This window comes from Acinetobacter haemolyticus, assembly GCF_003323815.1.
Classification (GTDB): Bacteria; Pseudomonadota; Gammaproteobacteria; order Pseudomonadales; family Moraxellaceae; genus Acinetobacter; species Acinetobacter haemolyticus.
Window position 1 is genome coordinate 1,790,168 of the sequence record NZ_CP030880.1, and the last position, 25,696, is coordinate 1,815,863.

The following is a 25,696-nucleotide window of genomic DNA, read 5'->3' on the forward strand; positions in this document are numbered from 1 at the left end:
AATTATTATCATTTGTAAATACTTTGTTTTTGAGTCAATGATTGTGAACAAAAACCCGATACTCGTTGATGAATTATACAGAAACCATAGCGGGTGGCTTCATCATTGGCTGCGAAAGAAAATTGGAAGTTCTGAGCAAGCTGCTGATTTAGTTCAAGATACATTTATTAAAATCCTTCAGACGCGCGATGAGTTGTTGGGTGTCAAAGAACCAAAAGCATATTTGACTTCAATTGCGAAAAATTTATTGATCGATCAAGTACGACGGAAAAGAATTGAACAAGCGTATCTAGATGGTTTGAGTGAAATGGAATACATGCTCGATGCAGTTGTTTCTCCCGAAGAACAGGTGCAAATCATTCAAGCAATTCATCAGTTATGCAAAGCATTAGAAGCGGTCTCTGAGAAAGCGCAACAGGCTTTTATCTTGCATTATTTAGAGGGTTATACCCATAAAGAAACGGCTGAAAAACTCGGTGTTTCGACCAAGATGATCCAAAAGTATTTGGCCAGTTGTTTGGTACAGTGCTATCAAACCCGAATGGATATGGATGTGTTGGTTTAAATGACAAAGAATCATAACCAGCAATTGGTTGAAGAGGCAGCACAATGGATTGTTCAATTAAGCGCGGATGATGAGGTGACTCGTCGTAATGCAGAAGTACAATTCAAACAATGGAAAAAAAATAGTCAGCAACATCAAAAGATTGCCAACGATATTGAACGCTGTCTCGGTTCGATTCAAAAGTTATCACATAATCATCATAAAAAAATTACCAAATCGGCACTCAAAGCTGGGCTGGGATCAGGAAAGGTTTATAAAAATATTCGAACTGGTACAGCATTTGCAATCGCCCTATGCACTTTGGGTATTGGTACATTATATTTATCAGATACATCGCTAGGTTATATTGCTGCGGATATTCGCAGTAATTCTAGCCAGTGGACCACTCAAACATTACAAGATGGCTCACAAATCATTCTTCGTGGCAAAAGTGCAGTCAATATTGATTTTAAGTCTGACCAAAGAGTGGTTGAGCTGGTGCAAGGGGAAATATTTATTGATGTTGCTAAAGATCAGCATCGACCTTTTATTGTCAAAACATCTCATGGACAAATACAGGCACTTGGAACAGCTTTTAGTGTTGCATATCAACCCGAGATAACAGCATTAAAAATGCTACATTCAAAAGTTCAAGTGAGAGCCAAACCATCCAAGACAACACCTGTAAATAAAGTCAATCAAGCAATAGTGGAAGCAGGGCAAACGATTGGAATAGATCAAAATGGCTTAACACCAATTTCAGTACTAAATCGCTATAATGAGCAGCAAAAGTGGAATAAACATCAACTGATGGTTGAAGATCTACCACTGAATCAGGTGCTAAAAGCCTTGGATCAGAACTACAAAGGAAAAATTATTTTTAATGATTCAGCACTGAATAAGATACAAGTTAATGCTGTATTACCACTAGACCAAACACAAGACGCACTTAAGCTACTCGGCGCAGTTTTTCCTCAATTAAAAATATATCAAATTACGCCTTATGTGATTTTTGTGACGACTTAGCACATTTTTTTAATTTTTTGGTTCCACTTTTTTCTTACTTGTTCGTCATAGTAAATAGAAGCAATAAATTTGGATCATTTTAATTGTTTATGTTGAATGATTCTTATTTCTATTTACTGGGGTGTGTAATGGAAAACTTGGGAAATGGCCAGCAACAGAGAAACAGTCTGTTTCAACTATCAAAGCTTGCGCTTGCAATCTATACCGTGGGAATCGGGAGTATAGCCTTACCGTTACATTCTGCATATGCAGCAACGACAAATGCCAAATCTTATAATATTTCAGCAGGTACAGTGGCAAATGTATTAAATCAATTTGCAGAACAATCGGGCACTTCGATTGCAATCGATGCACAACAGTTAAAAGGCAAAAATAGTACTGGCTTAAAAGGAAGTTACTCCATAGAGCAAGGCTTTCAACATATTCTTATGAACACAGAATTTTATGCTGTGAAAGTTGGGCAAGGCTATACACTCACAAAAAAAGCACCACCATTAACGGCCAATCAAGTTGCTTCAGTTTCTCCTATGAGTGATCAGCGCGATTCAATGAATGAAGCCTCAGCTCGTTTAGCTCCCATCGTTGTCTACGGTCAAGAAGATCGTGATACACAAGGTTATAACAAGGTTTATGACGCAAATCATTCTTCAGTGTATGCAGGTAAAGAATATGTAGAGCGTTTTAAAGGTACAAATCCTGCTGATGTATTACAAGGTATGGTCGGGGTGTATAGTGGTGATGCGCGGAATAGCGGCGCACTTGATCCAAGTGTTCGCGGTGTGCAAGGTGTTGGTAGAGTACCATTAACCATTGATGGAACAGAGCAATCGGTCGCTGTTTGGCGAGGGTATAACGGTGTTAACAATCGGAACTATATTGATCCGAACTTGATTGCTGGTATCGAGGTCATCAAAGGAGCTTCACTAGAACGTAATGCCACAACATCTGTTGGTGGTGGGGTGTTGGTAAAAACACTTGAAGCTGATGATATTGTCCGTGCAGGAAAAACCTTTGGTGCTGAATTAAAAGTAGAAGGCTCAACCAATTCAATAGATCCATCGCTACCCGACATGAGTAAAGTGGGTCGTGATTATAGTGAGACAACACCATGGATTGAAATAGATCGCGCCCGATATGATCCTGATTTTTACAAGAAAAATAGAACCCGAAAAGATAACTCTAATTTCTCTGGCGATGATTTGGCCGGTCGACTCGCACTGGCAATGAAGCAAGATCAATTCGATTTATTGGCTGTTTATGCTGTACGTGAACGTGGCAATTATTTTTCAGGAACACACGGTGCGGGTTATTACAAACGTGCTGAACCCAATAATGACAATTTCGATTTTATTCCATATTTTGCACATGCTTACAAACCGGGTGATGAAGTTCCAAATACATCTAGCCAGATGGAATCTTGGCTTTTCAAAGGAACCTATCGACCTACAGATTTCCAAACCTTAAAACTCACTTATCGAGATACTAAAAATAAGTTTGGCGAAATCATGCCATCTCGTATTCAATGGGGAATAACACCTGATTTGGGTGTACCTCAATGGCCCCTCAGTGATATCCGTTCAAAAGCGTACAGTTTGGAATACAAATTTAAACCTGAAAGCAATCAGTGGGTCGATTTTTATGCCAATGTTTGGCAAACCGATACTGAAAGTCAGACTTATACTCGTGGTGGCTGGCCAACCACGATAGACTTTCGTGATAACAAAATTATTAATACCGCAGTCAGTCATTCAGATAATACCCGCAAGGGCATTACAGTGAGCAATAAAGCACATTTAACTGATCAACTTGATTTGACGTTGGGTGGAAGTTTCTTAAAAGAAAAGCTGACATCTGATGATGTCTATGGTGATCATGGTTCAAGCTATTCCTTATACCAAGCTTTACCGCGTGCTGGACGACGTGAAGAGAAAACTTTTGATTTTAATTTTAATTATCGTCCCTTGTCTTGGTTAAGCTTCGATGCGGGTATGCGTTACCGGTCTTATTGGGCTTTTGATGACTTCTTAAATAAATCAATACGCGATGGGGTTGATCCTACGCTCAATCCATTATTTACCAAGAAAAATAGACTCAAAGAATATAGTTTTGAATATCGAACTATGCCTGAAAGTTATGATGCTCAGCAGCAGCGCATGATCAACCTACTATCGCAACGCTATGCAACGAGCAATCCTGATTGGGATGGCCGCTTAGAGACGGTACCTGCATCAGAGACAAACTTATATAGCCGAATTTGGTCACAAATCAATACGTTGACATGGAAAGCAGATCCAAATGGTCATTTGGCTTTGGCTGACAACATTTTGGATCAACTGAACGCTTTAGATCAGAAATATGTAGTAATCGGAAATGGCTTTAAGCCCGCTGTAATTGAACAAGTTCCAATTGAATCTGTAAACAAAGTTAAAGATAGCGGTTGGGCGCCTCAGTTAAGTGCAGCGATTCAACTGACCGAAAATAACCGACTCTATGCACGATATGCTGAAGAATATCGTTTGCCGAGTTTATTTGAAAGCACTGTCGGTTTTTCCGCAATGATGCCTTATCAAGCTGTTAAACCTGAACATGCTTTTAACTATGAAGTGGGTTATGTCTATGATATGCGTGACTGGTTCAGTTCAGCACGCAATGCTGACTTTAAGTTGGCGTATTACTACAACAAGACCAAAAACGTGATTGAGCGAAATCAAAATCTGATTTTTACCAACATGGATGAGCAAAAACTTTCAGGTTTAGAACTGCAAAGCCGTTTTGACAATGGTGCTTTCTTCACAGATTTAAGTTTGGCTTATAACCTCAAAAATGAGGTCTGTGATAGCAATAGTGCAATTGACAGGATGATCAATAGTGGCGTTGTGCAAACAGATCATGGCATTCAATTCCGTGATGCTTACCAACGCTGCGTCGATGACGGCTTTCCAAATGGTTATCTGGTGACAATGTCTACACCAGAACTCAGTGCACATGCATTGTTCGGCGCACGTTTCTTTGATGAAGCGCTTGAACTTGGGGCACGTGCAACTTTCTATAAAGCTTATGAAAGCCCACTGCGTAAAAACAATGATGATAGCGTCAATAAAGGCTATTACCTCAATGTTCCTTTGGCATGGGACGATACATGGATTTTTGATGCTTATGCACGTTATCAAGTAGATACCTACAACACCGTTGAGTTTGTAGGAAATAATCTTTCAAACCAATTTTATATCGATCCGCTTACTCGGAGTGCGATGGCCGCACCTGGTCGCACCCTTAAAATCAGTTGGACCACTAAGTTTTAACTCAGAATTTAATTCCTGCTTTTGGTGAGTTGGGATTAGATAGGCGTAAATAATAGATTTGAATGATTATTATTTACATAACTAAAAAGCAGTTTTATAGATTCAACTGCTCATACAACGACATGATAACGATAACGTTATCCTCATTGAAACAATAACTTATCTTCAAATAAATGGAGTAACAATAAATGAAAATCTCTCAACTGTTCATCGGTCTAGTCGCATGTTCTGCTGTATTTTCTCATGCAGCCATTGATGGTGCTTCTAGCAATGAAGCAAACATCAGAATCGGCGCGGCTGCAAATGCTAGCCATCCAGACGGTGTAGCAGCCATATCAATAGAAGCAGCAGGCGCACCATACAATGCATTTACAGGTTTTAGTTCATTAAAAGGCTTGGCACAAGCATTTGCTGCACAAGGTACCAGTAATACCAATGTCACGGTGGGTAGCAAGAGCTTCAATATTTCGCACATTCCTGTATCGGCTATGCCACCTTCACATAGTGCTTTAGGTAACTTTAATTTTGGTCAGGTGGGTACGCAGGAAGTATATTTTGGTGAGTGGTGGAAGGCTGGCGATACAGCAGCGAGTGCGAGCCATACGGTTTATTATGCGGGTGACAATAGCAATACCACCGTACCAACAGCAGGTACTGCAACTTATACCGTTGCAGGGATTAATGGATCTGCGACGAATCTGTTAACTGGTAATTTCACTGCGAATTTTGGTACGGGGACGCTTGAAGGTTCTTTAAATGGAACAGGTACAGCGGTTTCAAACTTAACATTGAATGGTGTGACATTTAATCCAGGTACTGCTGAGTTTGCTGGTGCAGCAAGCGCCAATGGTACAGCTGGGTTAAATAATACAGGTATTGTCCAAGGACATTTCTTTGGTGCAAATGCTGCAGCTTTGGCAGGTATCGCCGAGTTTAATAACGCATCTTATAACACTGCATTTGGCGGTGCGAAAAACTAATCGTGGCGAGAGGAATCTACATCTGTAGGTTCCTTTTGTTTTTTATGCGTTGATGATTTTACATTTTGGTTTGCGGTTGATATGAAACGAACATTGCTGTGTTGCTTGGCTTTATGGGGAAATACATCACTCTATGCAGATGATGACACTCAACTTCGCCTAAATCAGAGCCTTGATCAGCAGTTATTACAACAACAACGTTCACTACAAGCACAAGGCACGATTCGGAGCACTGAAAAACTACCTGAACTCCAAATCAACGGAAAAGTCTATGTCGTAGAGAAGAACCAAGATGATCTAGCCAAAGCGCTATATCTAGCGGTTATGCAAAAACACTGGGTAAATGTTCAAATCTATTTAGTGCATTATCAAAACTATCCTGAGTATGATCAGGCTTTAACTGATTTCGCTGAAGGTGCATTGGCACGTGCTCAGGGACAACTAAAACTGGCTGAACAAAAATTCCAAAGCAGTTTAAATAAACAACCGAACAATCTGATTTGTGAACTCGAGTTAGCGCGTGTGCTGTTTGAACAACAGAAGAACAAAGAGGCAGCACACCTTTTTATAACGATTCAAAATAAATTAGAACAAAGTGATCACAGTGTCATTCCACCAGAAGTACAAAAAACGGTTCAGCTTTTCGTCAAAGCGCTTGCTCAACGAGATGCATGGCAAGGTTCTATTGCTATAGGTCCGACTTATGCGAGCAATCTAAACAGTTCATCAGAACAAAGCAAAACTTGGACGCTGTATGGCATGGATAAAGATGGCAACATTATCCCAGCTCAAATTACACGAGGAAGTCCAAAAGCAGTTTCAGCAAATGGTATAGATTATGACGTAAGCCTGATCAAACGTTTTTCCATCAAAGAAAATCATGGTGTTGCACTACGTGCTCTAGCTTATGGACAGTCCTACGATAACCAAAGCAATTATAACGAATCCACCCTCAACGTAAATGCAGGTTATAGCTATTACGATTTAAAAAACCAAATTAATTTCAGTCCACTATTTGAACACAAACGTTATGGCAACGAGAGTTTGTACGATGCTTGGGGCGGACGGATTGAATGGATGCGATTTATTTCAGGAGATAAAGCACTCAAACTTGAAGCAGAAATTAAAGATTTTGATTATCACACCTATAAAACACTTAATGGGCAAGAGCGTTCGGTACTGGCGACTTTTTGGAAAATTTTACCAGAACAATGGACATTCTTTGGTGGACTCGACCTCCTTGATCGTTCGACACAAGAACAATATACCGCGGCTTACCAGCAACAAGGAATTCGTCTAGGTATAAGCAAACCATGGAATATTGGAATTAATACAACATTATTAAGTTCTTATCGTTGGCGACAGTTTGATAAATACGCAAAGGTTTATGAAGCAAGACGACATGATTTTGAACAAAATTATACGTTTGTTGTGCAAATGCCACGCTTCAAATTTTATGGCGTAACGCCGAATTTAACTTATCGTTATAACCACAATGATAGCAATGTGGACTGGTTGTACACTTATGACAAGCACAATGTCAGCCTGAAACTCGAACACCGTTTCTAGGAGAGGCTGATGAAATTAAAAAATCTATCTCCAAGTTATAAACAACAATTTCCTCGCTTCTCTGAATTGCATCCTCATCATTTCGGGAAATGGGGCGTTGTAGGTACGGTCATGCTTTTGCATATTGCAGCATTGTGGTTGCTCAGCCATCTGATAGAACCGTATACATTGGATAGCGCACCTAAAGTGAATGCATTAAAAGTGCATTTCGTTTCATTGTCCAGTGCCGAACAATCATCACCACGATCGTCTGGACAAAGTGCTGTTGCAATCAAGTCAGAGAAGCAAAAACGAAGCGTATCAGAGAGTTCAAATGCAACTGTATCATCCAAACCCGCCGCAAATACTCGCACACTCAGCAGCACACATGCTGATCGTGTGATATCAGATAGCCAGCCAAAACATAATCATAAAAATGAGCAAGCTACCCCAACTCAAGTATCTGTAGATTCAAAGCCATCCCTGAATAAAGATCTGACCTTAAAAACAAAAAAGATCGAACAACAGCTCACATCGGAGCAAAACCCAAATGTATCAAAACAACAAGGAGAGAGCCATTCCAACGCTGGTGGAGTGATGACACCCGCGACACAACAGGAACTTGCACGTGCTCCAGATAGCCAAGTCGCCCCAAATGAACCATTACAAGTGAGTCGTGTAGATGTATTAAGTTTTGCAAAACTAAGCTATGAGGATCGTGAACTAAAACAACAAGATCGCACGGTTGAACTTCGTATACGTATTAATGAAAACGGTCAGGCGACAGATATTCAACTACAACAAAGCTCAGGCATCAGCAGCTTGGATCAACGTGTCATACAAGCTGCACTTAAATCAAAATTTAAACCTTATCAAGTGAACGGTCGAGCAGTGGCCGTGGTCGTGGACTTCCCAGTCCAACTTAAACTCAGTCGGAATCGTTGAACCATCCATGCTATCTATTTTTAGGAGAAAGAAAATGAATGCAGCAACAGAACAGATGATTGCTAATCAATTGTCCCAACGTTTAAAACATGAAACCGCAACTGAACATGAACGTATGCACAAATTGATGGCTGAAGCAGCGGTATTTTCGAGTAAAGAGCGATATACGCAATTCACCTTGTCACAATACTACTTTCAGAAAGAGATTGAACATCTTTTCGAAAAGCAAGGCGTGGCGGAACTCATTCCGGATTTAGGGATTCGTGGACGTTCTCAACAAGCACTGGCAGATTTGCAAGACTTGGGGCTACAACCCAAAGGCGAGCCATTACAAAGTAAAAATGTCGAAATGCCTGAAGCATTAGGTTGGATCTACGTTTCGGAGGGTTCAACTTTAGGTGCAGCCTTTTTATTTAAAGAAGCACAAAAGCATTTAGGTTTTTCTGAAACTTTTGCTGCTCGAAATCTTGCTGCCTATCCCGAAGGACGTGCCAAGGTGTGGAAACGTTTTGTACAAGCTTTGGATGAGACAGGCTTTGATCAATCTCAGCAAGACCGTGTGATCCAAGGTGCTTTAGATGCTTTTGGTTATTTTGGTAACGCACTCAATCGATTGGATGAAATGCACTAAATCTTTGAGAAGCAATTTTTATTTATCCAGATTGGGGAAATACACAGCAAAGATTAGAAAATTCTTAAAGCACTTAACTCATCAAACTATGCCTAACTGAGTATGAAACATATGGATCACACAGAGAATAAGTTAAATATGGAACTAACTTCCGCACCATCATCAGAAAGTAAAGTTGCACGTTCGATTTGGTGGCGCATGTTATTTATATGTCTCGCTTGGTTATGCATTGCTTTGGGAGTGCTCGGGATTTTTATTCCCGGTTTACCAACCGTCGATTTTATTTTATTGGCAGTCTTCTTTGCGGCGAGGGGATCAGAAAAGCTTCATCAATGGTTGTTAAACCATCGTTTTATCGGTCCGATCATAAAAGAATGGAGGGAAAATCGTCGCATACCTAAAAAAGCAAAATATATGTCAACGGTGAGTATGAGTGTCGCTGCAGGTCTTATGATCTGGACCATTCCGCATCCTTGGGTGGTATATCCTCTCATTGCATGTATGGCTGTAGTCTTGATCTGGATGTGGAGCAAATAGTTTATGTCGATCTGTACATACTGAATGCATAAAATTGAATCATTTACTTGTGATAATAATTATCATTATTGTTATTTTTATTAGTTTTGTGTATGCTCCAAGCAATTTTTTAATCATAGATTAAGGTGGGGATGATCCTGAATAGTCGTCACCACTATTGGTATCGTTATGACTATTGAAGCATCAATTCCCTTCGTCGCCACTAAGACCATCTCCAAAAAGACTATTCAACGATCAGCGTTAATTAAATATCGTTTGATGGTCTTATCTCGCTTTGTCTTAGCAATTTTTGGTGGTTATTACTTTTCAGCGATCACAGCAATGCTGATTGTATTTTTATTTCCGACTGAACCTTTAAAAGCAAATGCGGTCTTAAGCGTCACCATGCTGGCTTTTATCATTCATTGTGCTTTGTTCATTTGGGTCTTTATGGTCAATTCAACGCTTAAAGTCTGGCTCTCTGTAGTACTGCCGAGTGTATTGATGACACTGATCTATTTATCGTTACAAGGATGACATCATGCGTGTTGATGGTAAAAATGAGGGACCACGCCAATCGATGTCTTGGCTGCATACTTGGGCGAGTTTACTGTTAGGTTGGTTGTTATATGCAGTATTTTTAACAGGAACGTTGAGCTTCTTCCAAAATGAAATTACTGTTTGGATGAAACCAGAGCTACACCAATCTGTGAATACAGTTTCACAGCAACAACAACTTAGCCATGCCTTGGCTTATTTGAATCAGAAAGGTCAAAATGCCGAGAGTTGGAATATTCGTTTTGCCAATGAAAGACAACCCGCCATTATGCTGAATATCCGCCAAGCCGGTGAAGAACGACGACGTGGTGGAGAGATTTACTTAGATACTCAAACAGGCCAAGAGATTAAGGCGAGAGAAACTAGAGGTGGAGCTTTTCTCTATCGTTTCCATTTTGAGCTATATGGCATGCCGCGTATTTGGGGACGCTGGATCGTAGGTGTGGCAACTTTATTTATGTTTGTTGCCATCATTAGCGGGATTATCACGCATAAAAAGATTTTCAAAGATTTTTTTACTTTCCGACCTGCCAAAGGGCAACGTTCATGGCTGGATGCGCATAATGCGACGGCGGTTTTTGCTTTACCTTTTCACATCATGATTACTTTTAGTGGTTTATTGCTGCTGATGCATTTGTTTATGCCTTGGGCGATGAATACACATTATGGCGATGTGCGCAGTTTCTATCAGATTCTCAATCAACCTGTTGCTCAAACACCTGAACAAGCCCGTTTACTGGAAGAACAAAAACAAAAAGGGTTGCTGACAGGACGAGGAAATCGTGGCGGTGGTCGTGTTGAATCAGTGCAAGAAAATAAGCCTGTCGAGGCGGCAGAAATGGTTAATTTAACTGCGTTGACGAAGACTGTTCAACACAGTTGGTTAAACAATCCCATCTCTTCGATCAGGGTCAATAAACCCAATACTGTAGAAGCCGAAATACAATATAACGCTATGCGTACCACAACGTTAATGGATCGAGAAAGTATCCCGTCATTAAAATTCAATGCGGTAACTGGTCGAGAAATAGACGAGGCGAAACCTGTCAATTCAACTCCAAAAGCGATTTATACCTTAGTGACATGGCTTCATATGGCACATGGCGTAGATTCAGTTTTACGTTGGTTGTTATTTTTATCAGGTGTGTTAGGTACGATGATGATCGCATCTGGACTTATTCTATGGGTGGTTAAACGCGCACCAGATGTCCAAAAGTTGGGCTACAAACCTGTCGGGCATCGTGTAGTTGAAGTATTAAATATTGCAGCGATTACAGGATTACCAATTGCTTGTGCTTCATATTTCTTTGCCAATCGACTGATTCCAGCTCAAATTATTGAACGTTCACCCATTGAAATTAAGGCATTTTTTATCGCATGGTTATTGTGTTTAGTCCATGCTGCGATTCGTCAACATCGTCCTGCATGGTTGGATCAACTCGCTTTGGCTGCGGTCATGTTTTTATTGATTCCAATACTCAATGTCTTAACTGGAGGTATGCCACTCTGGAAAAGTATCTATCTTGGTCAATGGATGATTGCAAGTTTTGATCTGGTATCGATCACTTTAGGACTGATCTTTATTTACGCTTACTACAAGCTAAAACGTTATCAAGGCTTACCGATCAAGAAAAAAGCGCAGCCTAAAAACAAGAATGCACAGGAGTCTATAGAATGACTGCTTTGTTATTGTGGTGTGTTTGTGTGGTTGGATTGTCGAGTCTGGCCTGTACGATGGCGAAGCACCAACGTGAGATTTTCTCAAGTCCAGTCAGTCAACAAAATTGTCGTTTATTTCAAATTGTAGGTTGGGGCTTGCTGATTGTATCTGCGGGATTCACTGCATACTTTAAAGGCATTTCAATTGGACTTTCAGAATGGTTAGGGTGCATTAGCTTTGCAGCTTTGGCGGTCGGATTGTTATTGACCTATTCGCCTAAAAAGATATTGAAAGTGAATGCTGTAGTCGCAGTGCTATTTCTGATTTTATTGGTTATACACTTGCTATAGTATGTAATTCTGCATTTTCATAAATAAAGCGTTAAGAGCCAAACTCTTAACGCTTTGAGACAGAGTTTAAACCATCACTTTTTAACAATTAGAACTAATTTTCCAACGTGTTTTCCTTGCTGTAATAATTCATGAGCTTGACGGGCATTTTCAAGATCAAAGGATTGATAAAGTATCGGTTTGAGTTGTCCTTTTGAAATTAAAGGCCAAACTTTTTCCTGAAGGGCAGACATAACTTCAGCTTTGGCTGTAGCAGATTGAGAACGTAACGTTGCGCCAGTATGCGTAAGAAGTTTTGCCAACATTGGGAAAATGTTGACTTTCTCTGCAAGCCCTTTCAAGACACCAATTTGTAAAATAGTGCCATTCATCGCTGCAACTTCATAGTTTTTCTGAATATAATCGCCTGCAATAATATCTAAGACAAAGTCAACACCATGACCATTGGTATGCTTTTTAACTTCTTCAACAAAATCCTGTTGCTTATAATTAATGGCAACATCAGCGCCAATTTCTAAACTTGCTTGTTGGTGTGCGGCACTAGAAACTGTTGTAAAAATTTGAGTTGCGCCAAAGGCTCGTGTCAACATGGTTGCTGTGGTTCCAATACCTGAAGTACCACCATGAATCAGAATAGAACTATTTTCTCTAAATTTTGCATGTTGAAACAGGTGAGACCAAACTGTCATAAAGGTTTCAAGCAAAATTCCACCTTCTACCAAGGTTAAACCTTCTGGAATAAATAAAACATTATCTTGATGTGCAACCACATATTCAGCATAACCACCGCCTGGTACCAAAGCACATACTTCATCACCAACTTTGAACTTATGAACAGATGCGCCTACTTCTTTAACTACCCCCGAAACCTCTAAACCTGGGATGTCTGTTACACCAGGAGGTGGGGCATATAACCCTTGACGTTGCATCACATCTGGGCCGTTAATGCCTGCTGCAACCACTTCGATTAAGACACCATCATCGCTTAGCTCAGGAATAGGTCGTTCACTTACGGCAATAACTTCAGGACCGCCTGCACCGTTAAATGTAATACATTTCATAAATGTCTTTTCCTTATCATGTCTTAAATAGGTTGAGTGTTGGAAAGGGGATTGTCAATTTCTGAATAAAAATTAATGAGGAGATGATTTCTTACCTAAAGTGATCGCTAAGGCAAATGCTATGAACTTACCAAAAGGTGCATGCAGCAGACTTGGAAAGTTCCACCGACCTTGATCAAATACGCCTTTGGCATGACTCATAGAGCGAAAGCCCTCTATCCCATGATAAGCACCCATGCCACTTGGGCCTACTCCGCCAAATGGAAGATCATCTTGTGCAACATGGATAAGGGTATTGTTAATGCCTACATTCCCTGATGTGGTACGACGTAGTATTTTTTTGCAATCTGCACCTTTTTCACCAAAATAGTAAAGTGCTAAAGGTCTATCTCTCGCATTAATATAGTTAATTACTTCATCAACACTTCGATATGTACGAACAGGAAGAATTGGACCGAATATCTCTTCTCGCATAATGGCATCATCATCTTTTGCACCAATAACAAGCGTTGGGGTTAGTGTACGTGGTCGATTGATTGCAGATTCAGGTCTCATACCTACTTGAACAATACGTGCACCATTTTTCTCAGCATCGTGAATCAGATTTTGCAAACGGCTGTAATGTCGTTCATTCACAATGGAGGTGTAATCCACGGTATCAGGCCCATTTGGATAGAATTTTTTTACTGTTTCATCGTATTCATTAATAAATGCTTCTAGATCATCTTCATGTATCAAAGCGTAATCTGGTGCAACACAAGTTTGCCCCGCATTAGACAATTTTCCATAAGTGATGCTCGTCAAAGTTCTTGGATTAACATGACCTTTAGCGACAATCACAGGACTTTTCCCACCTAACTCAAGCGTAAGCGGGACAAGATTATCACTTGCGGCTTTCATTACTTTACGACCAACAGGTGTACTGCCTGTAAATAAAAGATGATCGAAGGGCAAAGCACTAAATTCCGCACCAATTTCAGGCCCTCCAAGAACAACTGCAACCTCATCTATTTGAAATGTATTTGCCAACATTCGATAAATGACATCACTAGTGCGAGGTGTTAATTCTGATGGTTTTAACATAGCTCGATTTCCAGCAGCTAAAGCAGTAGCCAATGGAATCAATGTTAATGATATAGGGTAATTCCACGGTGCCATGACACCAATGACACCTTTAGGTTGATATTCCACACGGGCAGTCGCTGAACGATAAAATAAACTGACATGGCGACGTTCAGCTTTCATAAAACGACCTAAGTTTTTAGTCAGGTAATCTATAGATTGAATGATACCCACCAACTCCATCACATCCGTTTCATGATGTGAACGATGTCCAAAATCTTCACTTACGGCGGTCTGCAATTCTGTGCGATGTGCAAGCACTGCATCACGTAATTTTTTTAGATTAGCTTTTCTTTGAAACAAAGTTGGTGGCTCTGATTGGAGAAAAGCTTGGCGTTGTTGATCCAAAATTTTATTCAAATTTTCAGTTGGGTGGGTTTTATTTAAAGCATTCATTTTTCACCTCACGATATGAAGACAACGATTAATGTCTACATGAATATGGAACTCGTTAAGATGACTATAAGATTAAAGCTAACTTTAATGTCAACTCTAATAAATTAAAAGTTAGAAAATAATTTGAAGAGTTGTAGGAAATGTGTAAATAAAATTTGATAGGAAATAGTGGTGTGTAAATAAATCTTTTTCTATTCAATAATCAACAGACCGATTAAATAAAATTCAATTTTTAAACTTACATTTTTGCAATCAAAAGCTGACTAAAAGCATTGACCTTGAGGTGAACTTTAATCTTAGTATTGAATAACTATCTGAAGAGATAGTGCCATATTTATCCAATTTACTGACATTGATTAGAACATACATTAGCAATCGAAATGCGTAAGTTTTGCACAGGAGAAACAAACAATGGCATACGTTACAACAAAAGATGGTGTTGAGATTTTTTACAAAGACTGGGGGCCTAAAGATGCCCAAGTCTTATTTTTCCATCATGGATGGCCACTGAGTTCTGATGACTGGGATGCTCAATTATTATTCTTTTTAAATGAGGGTTTCCGTGTGGTGGCCCATGATCGTCGAGGACATGGTCGTTCTAGCCAAGTATGGGACGGTCACGATATGGATCATTATGCTGATGATGTTGCGGCAGTAGTAAAACATCTAGGTTTGAAAAAGGCTATTCATATTGGTCATTCCACTGGTGGTGGTGAAGTTGCACATTATATTGCACGTCATGGTGAAGAGAACGTAGCAAAAGCTGTATTGGTTAGCGCAGTTCCACCCATTATGGTAAAAACGGAAAATAATCCTGAAGGACTTCCAAAAGAAGTATTTGATGATCTACAAAATCAGCTCTTTAAAAATCGTGCTGAATTTTATTACAACCTACCAGCGGGACCATTTTATGGGTTCAACCGTGATGGTGTTGAGCCATCTCAACCTATTATTTGGAATTGGTGGCGTCAAGGCATGATGGGTGGAGCCAAAGCACATTATGATGGGATTGTTGCATTCTCGCAGACTGATTTTACAGAGGATTTAAAAAAGATCTCAGTTCCAGTATTGGTTATGCATGGTGATGATGACCAAGTCGTACCTTATGAAAACTCTGGCGCTTTGTCTGCCAAACTCGTCCAAAATGGAACTTTAAAAACTTATAAGGGCTTTTCACATGGAATGCTCACCGTGAATGCGGATGTGATTAATCCTGATTTACTAGCATTTATTCGTGAATGATGAGTATTAATCAACTTTAAAACTTGTTAAAAGATAGAGGCAAATAAAGCCTCTATTTTTTATAGACCTGAAGTATAAAACTTTAATTAATAACTATTTAAACTATTAGGCTAATAAATTTATAAAAACCATTGACATTAAAGTTGGCTTTAATCTTAAAGTATAACTATACCGAAAGAGGACACCGAAATGAAAGTGTTTGAGAAATTAGTTTTACCAAATGGCTCCCAAATACAAAACCGCATTGCCAAAGCAGCAATGGAAGAAAATATGGCTGATTTAAATCATGTGCCGTCAGAAGAACTGATGCATTTATATCAGGCATGGGCAAATGGTGGTGTAGGTCTTATCATCACAGGAAATGTTATGGTTGATCGTCGTGCTATGACGGGTCCAGGTGGTGTGGTTTTAGAAGATGATAAATTTATAGATAATTTTAAACGTTGGGCACGGGTAGGACGCTCACAAGGCGCACAAGTTTGGTTGCAGATCAATCACCCAGGTCGCCAAATGCAATCAAATCTTGGACAAGAAACATGGGCACCCTCTGCTGTTGGATTAGATCTAGGAAAAATGTCTGATCGTTTTAGTATTCCGATTGAAATGACTCAAGACATGATCCATGAAGTCATCCAACGTTTTGCAAATACTGCACGTTTAGGTGAGCAAGCAGGATTCACTGGTGTTGAAATCCATGCTGCACATGGCTATCTATTAAGTCAATTCCTCTCACCGCTAAGCAATAAACGCCAAGACCAATGGGGTGGCTCATTGGAAAATCGAGCACGGATCTTAATTGAAATTGTCAAAGCAGTCCGTGCTGTGGTTTCACCAACATTTACAGTTGCAGTGAAACTTAACTCTGCTGATTTTCAACGTGGAGGTTTTAGTGCTGAGGATGCACAACAAGTCGTTCTCATGTTGAATGAATTAGCTGTCGATTTAGTAGAACTGTCAGGTGGCAGTTATGAAGCACCAGCGATGCAAGGTCAGTCACGAGATGGTCGTACATTAGCGCGTGAAGCATACTTCTTAGAATTTGCTCAAGAGATTCGTAAAGTTGCCAACATGCCTGTCATGGTGACAGGGGGAATACGTCGTAAACAAGTCGCTGAAAAAGTAATTGAAAGTGGTGTAGATATGGTGGGGATTGCGACTGCACTCGCGATTAATCCAAACTTACCCAATGAATGGAAACAAGGGCAAAATACCGCACCCGAACTAAAACCAATTACTTGGGACAATAAAACCTTAGCGTCACTTGCGAATATGGCAACAGTCAAATTTCAACTACGCAAGTTAAGTCTTGGCAAAAAACCAAATCCTAAAGTTTCACCTTTATGGGCATTAATATTACAACAAGCAGCGATGGCACGTCGTACTCGTCAATATAAAAAGCGTATGCGTGATTATGCATTTTCATCTTAAATATCGAGGGTAGATTTGATGACAAATACACATGATTCCAATTGGATGATTTATGGTGCAAATGGCTATACGGGCGAGTTAATTGCCCGTGAAGCTGTTCGTTTAGGTCTCAAGCCAGTTTTAGCAGGGCGTACACAAGCCAAAGTACAACAACTTGCTCAAGAATTAGGGCTTGAATACAAAGCTTTTGGTTTAGATGATGTGATGGCGGTGAGTGAACAATTAAATGGTATGAAGTTGGTCATGCACTGCGCTGGCCCTTTTTCCGCAACTTCACAGCCCATGATGCAAGCTTGTATTAAAGCCGGTTCTCACTATTTGGATATTACGGGCGAAATTGCTGTATTTGAATTAGCACAATCACTAACTTCAGAGGCTCAACAAGCAAATATAGTGCTGTGCCCTGGTGTAGGTTTCGATGTGATTCCAACAGATTGTGTTGCTGCTGCACTGAAAGAAGCGTTACCCGACGCGACGCATTTAGCACTCGGTTTTGATTCAAAAACAGGTCTATCACCAGGTACAGCCAAAACCAGTACAGAAGGGATGGCAGATGGCGGGAAAATAAGGAAAAATGGAAAAATCACTACCGTTGCTTTAGCACATCGCGTACGTCAAATAGATTTTGGTGATGGAAAGAAGAGCGCAATGAGTGTGCCATGGGGGGATGTTTCAACAGCTTTTTATACCACAGGTATTCCTAATATCGAGGTTTTTGTACCAGCGCCAACGACCATGATTTGGGGTGCAAAAATGCTGAATTGCATACGTCCTATATTCAAACTTAAATCAGTTCAAAACTTGATGAAATCAATCATTGAGAAATCTGTGGTGGGGCCTGATAAAGAGTTACGCGCTAAATTGCCGACCTATGTATGGGGCGAAGCAAAAAATGCAAAAGGTGAAATTAAAACCGCACGAATACAAACTCAAAATGCTTATAGCTTAACCGTAAATGGCGCTTTAACAGTCGTTCGTTATTTACTTGAGCATGATGTTAAGGGTGCAACATATACACCAGCGAAGTTAATGGGCTACAGCCTTGTGACTCAGATCGAAGGCTCAAGTGATATTGTAATTTCTTAAATGTACTAGGGATAGGATCTATCATCTTTTTTAAATGTTTGTGATCCTAATGAATTTAAACCAATTCCAAATATTTTATTTAGAATTGGTTTTTTTATTACTTTAGTTTTTTAAATGATGACAAGTTGATATTAAATATAGCCATGTAGATTTATCTTATCTCGTGATGACTAAAATACTAAAAACATTTTAATAATCATGAAAATTACTTATTAGGTGAAAGCTCAAAAATTAGTATCTATGGCAGATACAAACAAAAAAGTACTTCACTTGGAAGTACTTTGATTTGAATATAGCTTACTTTTTATTGCTTTCATTACCTAAAGACTTTAATGGAATTGGCATATTCAAAGCCAACTGAGCATCTTTGACCACATCTAAACGCAATACTTTACCAGCACCGAGTTCATCAAGTAGTTTAGTGATAGGACCGCCATTTCGAACAAGCTTTACATTTCTAGGAAATAGCTGTTGTCCAAAGGCAAGTGTATTAGATTCTACGGATGTACTGTGCCATTGGCCATCAACTAGATTAAACATCGTTTTAGTTTCGATATGAGATTGCGGTTTTACATGCTTAATCTTTGGTAACGGTGCAGTTAAACTTACATCTGGTTTGCCGTCAGTATTAAAAATTTCAGCTTCTACATTTTTATTACCAATCGTCATATCAATTGCTGTCAACCATTTAGGCAGTTGATAACCATATACACCACGTACACGAGCAATTTCTGTATCTACTGGCAATGCCAAAACATGACCATAATATTTATGGTTACGCATTGAACTTAGCAACTCTGTGGTATGGAACTTATGTGCGCCAGGTTGGCGAACCACCACTGCTACAGATACTTCATCGTAAGGATCAACATCGCCTACAGCATAGGAAAAGAACGTAAGGGAAACTAAGCCATAGCCAGGAAAGGGTTGTAATGGCTCAAGTGGAGCAGGGAGTTTTGCTTTTAACTTGGATACTGGAGCAAGCATTAACAGTTGTACATTGCTGGTACGATAGTAAAAGTTTGGCGACCAAACTTTGCCAACACGAGTCTCTACCATTTTTTTAGGGATAGTACGGAAATAATCGATATTTCCAGCAGCAGGGTCTTTAGCAACTTCATCCAAGTCTGGATTCATGCGGAAACGATCATAATAACCACCTTTAGGGACATGGACTTTATAGGGTCCAAATTCAACTATGGTCGTTTGTTGATCATTATTCTCAACATTGCTAGTGGTGATATTGGGTGTTGTAGCATGAGCAGATAAACTCAAAAATACACCAATTGAGGCAGCAGAAGCTGAGCGACGAAATTTAACTTGATTGAACATTAGGGTGTTCCTCCTATTAACCTTAATCAAATGCTAAGATTAAAGTAAGGTTTAAGGTCAAGCTTTTTATCGTTAATGATGGAATTATTTTTATCTTTATTTTTTATAAAAAATGAAATAAAACCAGATTATATAAATCTGGTTTCAGAAGTTGAGCGCAAGCTAGATTAATGCATGGTTTTTAAGCGTTGTATTACAGCCTCTGCAATTTCTTTGCTCGACTGAGGGTTTTGTCCTGTAATGATTCGATCATCAGTAATCACATAAGAGGTGAATGGAACAAAAGAACGTTTATATTTAGCCCCGCGTTCGATCAATTGGTTCTGAAGTAGAAAAGGGACTTGAGATTTCATGCCTGATAAAGTCTCTTCAATATTTGCAAAACCCGTTACCGTTCTCCCCGCAATAAGTGATTTACCGTTTTGATCCTGCAATGGTAATAATCCGCCAACACCATGACATACCGCAGAAACCACACCTCCTTGCTGATAAATTGTTTCACTAATCTTTTTCAATTCTTGGTTATTTGGAAAATCCCACATCGTGCCGTGACCACCCGTGTAATACACTGCTTTATATTGAGATGGCACAACTACATTTGGTGCCAACGTTGTTTTGAGACGTTGCATAAATTCAGGATTAGTTAAATGTACTTTTGCTGATTTATCTAGATAGATTGCTTTTAAACTGCGCTCATCAAGTGGAACAGCACCCCCTTGAGGACTTACGAAATCCATTTCATAACCTGCAGCAAGTGCAGCATCGTAGAAGTGGGTAAGTTCTGTCAACCACAAACCCGTAGTATCTTTACGATCAGGATAAGCAGAGTGATTGGTCATCACCACTAAAATTTTTCCATTCGAAGCTGAATGTTTAGTCGGTTCAGATGCATAGGCAAAAGTACTTGCTAAAATTAATACAAAAAAGCCAATGAACCAATTTTGCAGAGTCCAAGATTTAAACATGACAGGTTCCTCATAGATTACCTGTCTCTAATGCTATGTTTAAAGTTCAGTTTAAGGTCAATAGTTTTTATGATTTAACGACAAATGGAGGACTTATGCTTGATCATTAGCATTAGCATAGTAAAGATTAAGTAAACGTTGCGCATTTTCTTCACAGGTAATTTCATCAGGTTTGTTATTAATCGCATTTATCATGCTACGTAGATTATTTTTACTCATCGCTAACTTTTGCTCTAATTCCTCAATGTCTTTAATCTTGCTTTCCAATAAACCAATCAAAATATCATGATCCCATGTTGTCACATTAGATGGCAAAAATGATTTTATTTCTGCTAAAGAAAAGCCAACTTGCTGAGCTTGTTGAATTAAATAAAGCTGTTTGAGGTCGTTCTCGCTATATTCTCTATAACCATTTGCTTTACGTTTTGCCTTTGGAAGCAGCTTAATTTGCTCATAATAACGAATCGTAGGTGTGCTTAGACCACTTAGTTTTGATAATTCGCTTATATTCATTTCACTTAATTCCACTTGACATTAAAGCCAACTTTAGACTTATAGTGAATCAAAAGCAAGATCAATAAAATTGAAAATAGAGGTTGCTATGACTAAACGAATATTACACATTGTCACCAATGTGGGTAGTTATGAGGGCTTGGATTACCCGACAGGGCTATGGTTAGGAGAACTTACCCATGCTTATGATGAGTTCGAAAAATATAACTATATTCAAGATATTGTAAGTCCGCTTGGTGGAAATTCACCAATTGAACCTAAGTCATTGGGACGTTTTGTGGCTGATCAATCAGTATTAAAACGTAAAAATGATCCAGACTTTATGAGATTACTTGAAGATACAAAGAAACCCTCTGAAATCAATTGGCATGACTACGATGTAATTTATTACACAGGCGGGCATGGGGTCATGTGGGATTTTTTAGATAACCCAGAACTCCAAGAAATTACTAAAAATATTTATGAAAACGGTGGAATCGTCTCGAGTGTTTGCCATGGTTATTGCGGATTATTAAATGTTCGGCTTTCGAATGGCGAGTATTTGATTAAAGGTAAAAAGCTGACTGGTTTTGCATGGTGTGAAGAAGTATTAGCAGGAGTGGCAAAAAAAGTGCCATACAATGCAGAACAGCTAGCCAAAGAGCGTGGTGCATTATACGAGAAAAAGTTTATCCCTTTTGCCCCAAATGTTGCTAAAGATGGAAACTTGATTACTGGTCAGAATCCATTTTCGGCACGTGTTACTGCTGAGGCAATTATTGAGGCATTGGAAATAAAGTAATTAAAATATTCTGATAAATCTATATATTAGTAATACAGCACAAGAATCAACTAAACATTACCGTTTGAGATCAAACTCAGATAATGTTTAGTTGTTATCATAATAAATAGGATTTTCTTATTTCTCTACTAGCAACATTAACTCATCCCAACGTTGCATCGCTGTTTGCATGGCTTGTGCTTTGATATGACCAAAGCCACGTACTTCTACAGGTAACTGAGCAATTTCCTCAGCAATAGTTAAGTCATACTGTTCAGGTGAAGCAATCAGTGCTTCAACAAATGCGATATAACGATCACGCCAAGCCTGTTCACGTCTGCGTTCTTCATGACGTGCAAATGGATCGAGGAAGGTTTCCCGAAGCAACTGCAAACGTGCAAGTAACATCATTGGGAAACGAATCCAGTATCCGAAAGCACGCTTACGAATATTTTGATCAGCACCTAAAGTCGGTGGAGCAAGATGGTAAGTTAAGCGCAAACCTTTACCAAAATGGGTTTCAATCGACTCTTTGAATTTTTTACCGGTTAAAAGACGAGCGACTTCATATTCATCTTTATAAGCCATCACACGATACAGTTGTGTGGCAATGGTCGCGGTCAATTCTTCTGGTAATGCTTTCGATGCTTGTTCAACTAAACGACGATACTTCATCGCATAGGCTTCATTCCAATAGTCAACCAAACGTGCTGAACGATCCTCGATTAATTCAGCCAATGTTTCAGGCTTTTTAGTTTTTTGCATGGCTGCAAGCAATCGTGGCGCTAAACTTGGATCACTGGCAAGATGGCACCCAATTCGGAAAGCTTCTAGATTCTTTTCTACGGCAGTGCCATTGAGTTGAATCGCTTTTTCAATGCTTTGACGTAATAGCGGTATACGACCTGATTGCCATGCCATACCAAGTAATAGTTGATTGGTAAAGATTGCATCGCCCAGTACTAAAGTTGCGATACGTGTCGCAGATAGTGATACTAGTGTGCCTTTGCGGGTACGACCACGTAGACGGTCAACTAAGTCACTGATAGGCGCATACCAGTCACGAGAGTCAATAAAGTCTGATGTCGGTGAAGCATCTTCATTCACAATCACCACCGCATTTTCTTTTAAGCGAGAAAGTGCAGCCCCACTACCAGCCACCACGGCATCTGCACCGATTAAAAGATCACATTGACCCGCTGGAATCTTGGTTGAAGAAATATACTCATCTGAATTTGCGACTTGGATATAGGAATAAACTGTACCGCCTTTTTGAGCCAGTCCAGCCATATCCATCACACGTGTTGCTTTACCTTCAAGATGTGCTGCCATACCGAGTAGGGCACCAATCGTCACTACACCTGTACCACCAACGCCACCTACCATAATACGATTTGGCACATCATCAAGTACTGGAATGATTGGTGTTTCAGGCCAACCTGCAGCAACACCTTCAAATTTTGAAGAACGTTTCATATCACGGGTATGTACCGTGACAAAACTTGGACAGAAGCCTTCCACGCAAGAAAAATCTTTATTGCACGTGCTTTGATTGATTTGGCGTTTTGGTCCTAATGCAGTTTCTACAGTTTCAATGGATAAACAATTCGATTTTTTAGAACAATCACCACAGCTTTCACATATATCAGTATTGATATAGATACGTTCTGCTGGATCAGGATAGGCATCACGTTTACGGCGACGACGTTTTTCGCTGGCACAAGTTTGTACGTAAATTAAAGCAGTAACACCTGACGTTTCGCGCAATTGACGTTGAATCGCATCCAATTCATTTCGATGATGAATTTCTACATTTGCGGCAATTCCTTCTTCCGCATGAATCAGTTCAGGCTCATCTGTCACAATGACTTGTTTTTTTATCCCTTCCGCTGCTAACTGGCGGGTTAATTGAGCGACACTCAAGTGACCATCGACATGTTGTCCACCTGTCATGGCAACCGCATCGTTATAAAGGATTTTGTAAGTAATATTCACTTTAGCGGCGATCGCTTGGCGAATGGCAAGATAACCTGAATGGAAATAGGTCCCATCACCAAGATTTGCAAAGATATGTTTTTCATTGGTGAAAGGGGATGCACCAACCCAACTCACACCTTCACCGCCCATCTGAGAGAAGGTTTCTGTGCCGCGATCAAGTGAAACCGCAATATAGTGACAACCAATACCACCAAGCGCACGACTTCCTTCAGGAAGGACAGTTGAGGTGTTGTGTGGGCAACCACTACAGAAATAAGGTTTGCGCTCTGCGAGATCGGTTACACCGCGAGACTCGCGTTCTGCTTTAAGTAATAAGTCTGCTTTATTTTGAATTTGTGTTCTTAACGCTTCTGGTAAATCAAGGCCTAAGAATCGAGTTGCAAGCATTTTAGCAATCGGTTCAGGCTGGAATTCATAATGTCCAATGAGTGGCGCTTCTTCAACTGAGGTACTCCATTCACCTTTGCCATCACAGGCTTTACCAATGACTCGAGGACGTTGACCATCTGGGAGGGAATAGAGTTCATCTTTGATCTGTGCTTCAAGGATCGGTCGTTTTTCTTCGACCACGATCAGCTCTTGTAAGCCTTGTGCAAATTCGCGGATACCTTGAGGTTCTAAGGGCCAAATCAATTCAACTTGATAAACACGTAATCCGAGTTGTTCTGCTGTTTCACCTTCAATTCCTAAAATACGTAATGCCTCAATGGTATCTAAATAGGCTTTGCCACTGGCAGCGATACCAATCCGAGCATTTTCACATGGCAAAGTCACACGGTTCAATTTATTGGCACGTGCATAGGCCAAAACAGCAGGTAGGCGATATTTATACAGTCGTTCTTCTTGTTGGATACCATGATCTGGCCAACGGATATTGACACCACCCTCAGGAAATTCGACATCTTCTGGAATAATGGGGGTTACACGGTCTAGGCTGACCTTGACTGACGCCGATGTTTCAACAATTTCACTGACCAATTTCATTGAGGTCCAAACACCTGCAAAACGAGACATGGCAACGGCATGTACGCCAAGATCTAAAATATGTTGCACCGATGTTGGATAGAAAATTGGAATCCCGCAGCCAATCATGACATGTTCTGATTGATGTGGAACTGTCGAAGATTTACAGGAATGATCATCACCAAATAAGGCAACAACACCGCCATGCTCGGCTGTACCTGCGAGATTGGCATGGCGAAGTACATCACCAGAACGATCGACACCAGGACCTTTGCCATACCACCAAGAGGTCACACCATCATATTTACCTTGTCCAGCAAGGTTAGCCTGTTGTGTACCCCAAATTGCGGTTGCAGCTAGATCTTCATTTACTCCGGGTTGAAAGACTACATGATGGTCTTTAAGCAATCCATCGATTTGCCAAAGGAAACTATCGTAATTACCTACAGGTGAACCGCGATAACCTGAAATAAAACCTGCAGTTTGATAACCTTGTAAAGTATCCCGACGTGTTTGGGCGAGTGGTAAACGAACCAATGCCTGTATTCCCGTCATATATGCAGTACCGTCATCACTTATATATTTATCGTCAAGTGATACATCCTTTGTAGCGATCATTCTTGGAGTAAATTTTGTCGCTATATTCATTTATGTCTCCTTAGTATTGTGGTCGTTCGTGCGACTTTCTTTTCTCAACATCCGAGTTGAAGTTTGGAGCAATTGACATACAAAAAATTAAAATGGGCTTAGCGTCTAAAACAGAGGGCTGG

The 25,696-nt window shown here is 39.9% G+C and carries 21 protein-coding genes; 15 read left to right on the top strand and 6 right to left on the bottom strand.

Annotated elements, in window-relative coordinates:
- Positions 1-43 precede the first annotated feature (43 nt).
- The 11 genes from DS737_RS08230 to DS737_RS08280 all read left to right on the top strand — a co-directional run bounded on the left by DS737_RS08230 (position 44) and on the right by DS737_RS08280 (position 12,060).
- Positions 44-565, top strand: coding sequence for a sigma-70 family RNA polymerase sigma factor (locus tag DS737_RS08230; protein ID WP_161401213.1), 522 nt, complete (start codon positions 44-46; stop codon positions 563-565).
- Complete coding sequence (locus DS737_RS08235; RefSeq protein ID WP_008941389.1) at positions 566-1,570, top strand: FecR family protein; 1,005 nt, start codon at positions 566-568, stop codon at positions 1,568-1,570.
- Between the two features lie 128 nt (positions 1,571-1,698).
- Positions 1,699-4,872, top strand: a complete 3,174-nt coding sequence (locus tag DS737_RS08240; protein ID WP_113997273.1) for a TonB-dependent receptor — start codon at positions 1,699-1,701, stop codon at positions 4,870-4,872.
- Positions 4,873-5,060: 188 nt separating this feature from the next.
- Positions 5,061-5,852 (top strand): Slam-dependent surface lipoprotein, encoded by a 792-nt coding sequence (locus DS737_RS08245; protein WP_113997274.1) that lies wholly within the window; start codon positions 5,061-5,063, stop codon positions 5,850-5,852.
- An 81-nt stretch (positions 5,853-5,933) separates the two neighbouring features.
- The gene (locus DS737_RS08250) at positions 5,934-7,421 is read left to right on the top strand and encodes a surface lipoprotein assembly modifier (RefSeq protein ID WP_113997275.1); all 1,488 of its coding nucleotides are present in this window, start codon (positions 5,934-5,936) and stop codon (positions 7,419-7,421) included.
- A 9-nt stretch (positions 7,422-7,430) separates the two neighbouring features.
- Positions 7,431-8,345, top strand: coding sequence for an energy transducer TonB (locus DS737_RS08255; protein ID WP_113997276.1), 915 nt, complete (start codon positions 7,431-7,433; stop codon positions 8,343-8,345).
- Positions 8,346-8,379: 34 nt separating this feature from the next.
- Positions 8,380-8,976: a biliverdin-producing heme oxygenase gene (locus tag DS737_RS08260; RefSeq protein WP_113997277.1), complete on the top strand. Its 597-nt coding sequence runs from the start codon at positions 8,380-8,382 to the stop codon at positions 8,974-8,976.
- Positions 8,977-9,087: 111 nt separating this feature from the next.
- Positions 9,088-9,513, top strand: a complete 426-nt coding sequence (locus DS737_RS08265; protein ID WP_113997278.1) for a YbaN family protein — start codon at positions 9,088-9,090, stop codon at positions 9,511-9,513.
- Between the two features lie 168 nt (positions 9,514-9,681).
- Positions 9,682-10,029, top strand: a complete 348-nt coding sequence (locus DS737_RS08270) for a hypothetical protein (RefSeq protein WP_005090518.1) — start codon at positions 9,682-9,684, stop codon at positions 10,027-10,029.
- Positions 10,030-10,033: 4 nt separating this feature from the next.
- Entirely contained in the window at positions 10,034-11,728 is a 1,695-nt protein-coding gene (locus DS737_RS08275) for a PepSY-associated TM helix domain-containing protein (protein ID WP_113997279.1), read from the top strand.
- Positions 11,725-12,060, top strand: coding sequence for a DUF3325 domain-containing protein (locus DS737_RS08280; protein WP_005080672.1), 336 nt, complete (start codon positions 11,725-11,727; stop codon positions 12,058-12,060). Before DS737_RS08275 ends, DS737_RS08280 begins: the two co-directional genes overlap by 4 nt.
- 74 nt (positions 12,061-12,134) lie before the next feature.
- Here DS737_RS08280 and DS737_RS08285 read toward each other — a convergent pair whose 3' ends face one another.
- Positions 12,135-13,121: an NAD(P)H-quinone oxidoreductase gene (locus DS737_RS08285; RefSeq protein WP_113997280.1), complete on the bottom strand. Its 987-nt coding sequence runs from the start codon at positions 13,119-13,121 to the stop codon at positions 12,135-12,137.
- Positions 13,122-13,193: 72 nt separating this feature from the next.
- The gene (locus DS737_RS08290; protein WP_113997281.1) at positions 13,194-14,639 is read right to left on the bottom strand and encodes a coniferyl aldehyde dehydrogenase; all 1,446 of its coding nucleotides are present in this window, start codon (positions 14,637-14,639) and stop codon (positions 13,194-13,196) included.
- A gap of 411 nt (positions 14,640-15,050) precedes the next feature.
- Between DS737_RS08290 and DS737_RS08295 the strand changes: the two genes are divergently transcribed.
- The 3 genes from DS737_RS08295 to DS737_RS08305 all read left to right on the top strand — a co-directional run bounded on the left by DS737_RS08295 (position 15,051) and on the right by DS737_RS08305 (position 18,395).
- A complete protein-coding gene (locus DS737_RS08295) occupies positions 15,051-15,881 on the top strand; it encodes an alpha/beta fold hydrolase (protein ID WP_113997282.1) in 831 nt (276 codons plus the stop codon).
- 189 nt (positions 15,882-16,070) lie between these two features.
- Entirely contained in the window at positions 16,071-17,309 is a 1,239-nt protein-coding gene (locus DS737_RS08300) for an NADH:flavin oxidoreductase/NADH oxidase family protein (protein WP_113997283.1), read from the top strand.
- 18 nt (positions 17,310-17,327) lie between these two features.
- Positions 17,328-18,395: a saccharopine dehydrogenase family protein gene (locus DS737_RS08305; protein ID WP_113997284.1), complete on the top strand. Its 1,068-nt coding sequence runs from the start codon at positions 17,328-17,330 to the stop codon at positions 18,393-18,395.
- Positions 18,396-18,692: 297 nt separating this feature from the next.
- On the opposite strand, the gene DS737_RS08310 is transcribed toward DS737_RS08305, so the two are convergent.
- From DS737_RS08310 to DS737_RS08320, 3 genes are all read right to left on the bottom strand, one after another.
- Positions 18,693-19,727 carry an acetoacetate decarboxylase family protein gene (locus DS737_RS08310; RefSeq protein WP_113997285.1) on the bottom strand — a complete coding sequence of 345 codons (1,035 nt, stop codon included), beginning with the start codon at positions 19,725-19,727 and terminating at the stop codon, positions 18,693-18,695.
- A gap of 167 nt (positions 19,728-19,894) precedes the next feature.
- Entirely contained in the window at positions 19,895-20,692 is a 798-nt protein-coding gene (locus DS737_RS08315) for a type 1 glutamine amidotransferase domain-containing protein (protein WP_113997286.1), read from the bottom strand.
- A gap of 93 nt (positions 20,693-20,785) precedes the next feature.
- Positions 20,786-21,205, bottom strand: coding sequence for a MerR family transcriptional regulator (locus DS737_RS08320; protein ID WP_113997287.1), 420 nt, complete (start codon positions 21,203-21,205; stop codon positions 20,786-20,788).
- 88 nt (positions 21,206-21,293) lie between these two features.
- Between DS737_RS08320 and DS737_RS08325 the strand changes: the two genes are divergently transcribed.
- Positions 21,294-21,986: a type 1 glutamine amidotransferase domain-containing protein gene (locus DS737_RS08325; protein WP_113997288.1), complete on the top strand. Its 693-nt coding sequence runs from the start codon at positions 21,294-21,296 to the stop codon at positions 21,984-21,986.
- Positions 21,987-22,103: 117 nt separating this feature from the next.
- Here the strand turns inward: DS737_RS08325 and DS737_RS08330 are convergent, their stop codons facing one another.
- Positions 22,104-25,574 (bottom strand): indolepyruvate ferredoxin oxidoreductase family protein, encoded by a 3,471-nt coding sequence (locus tag DS737_RS08330; protein ID WP_113997289.1) that lies wholly within the window; start codon positions 25,572-25,574, stop codon positions 22,104-22,106.
- Between the last annotated feature and the right edge of the window lie 122 nt (positions 25,575-25,696).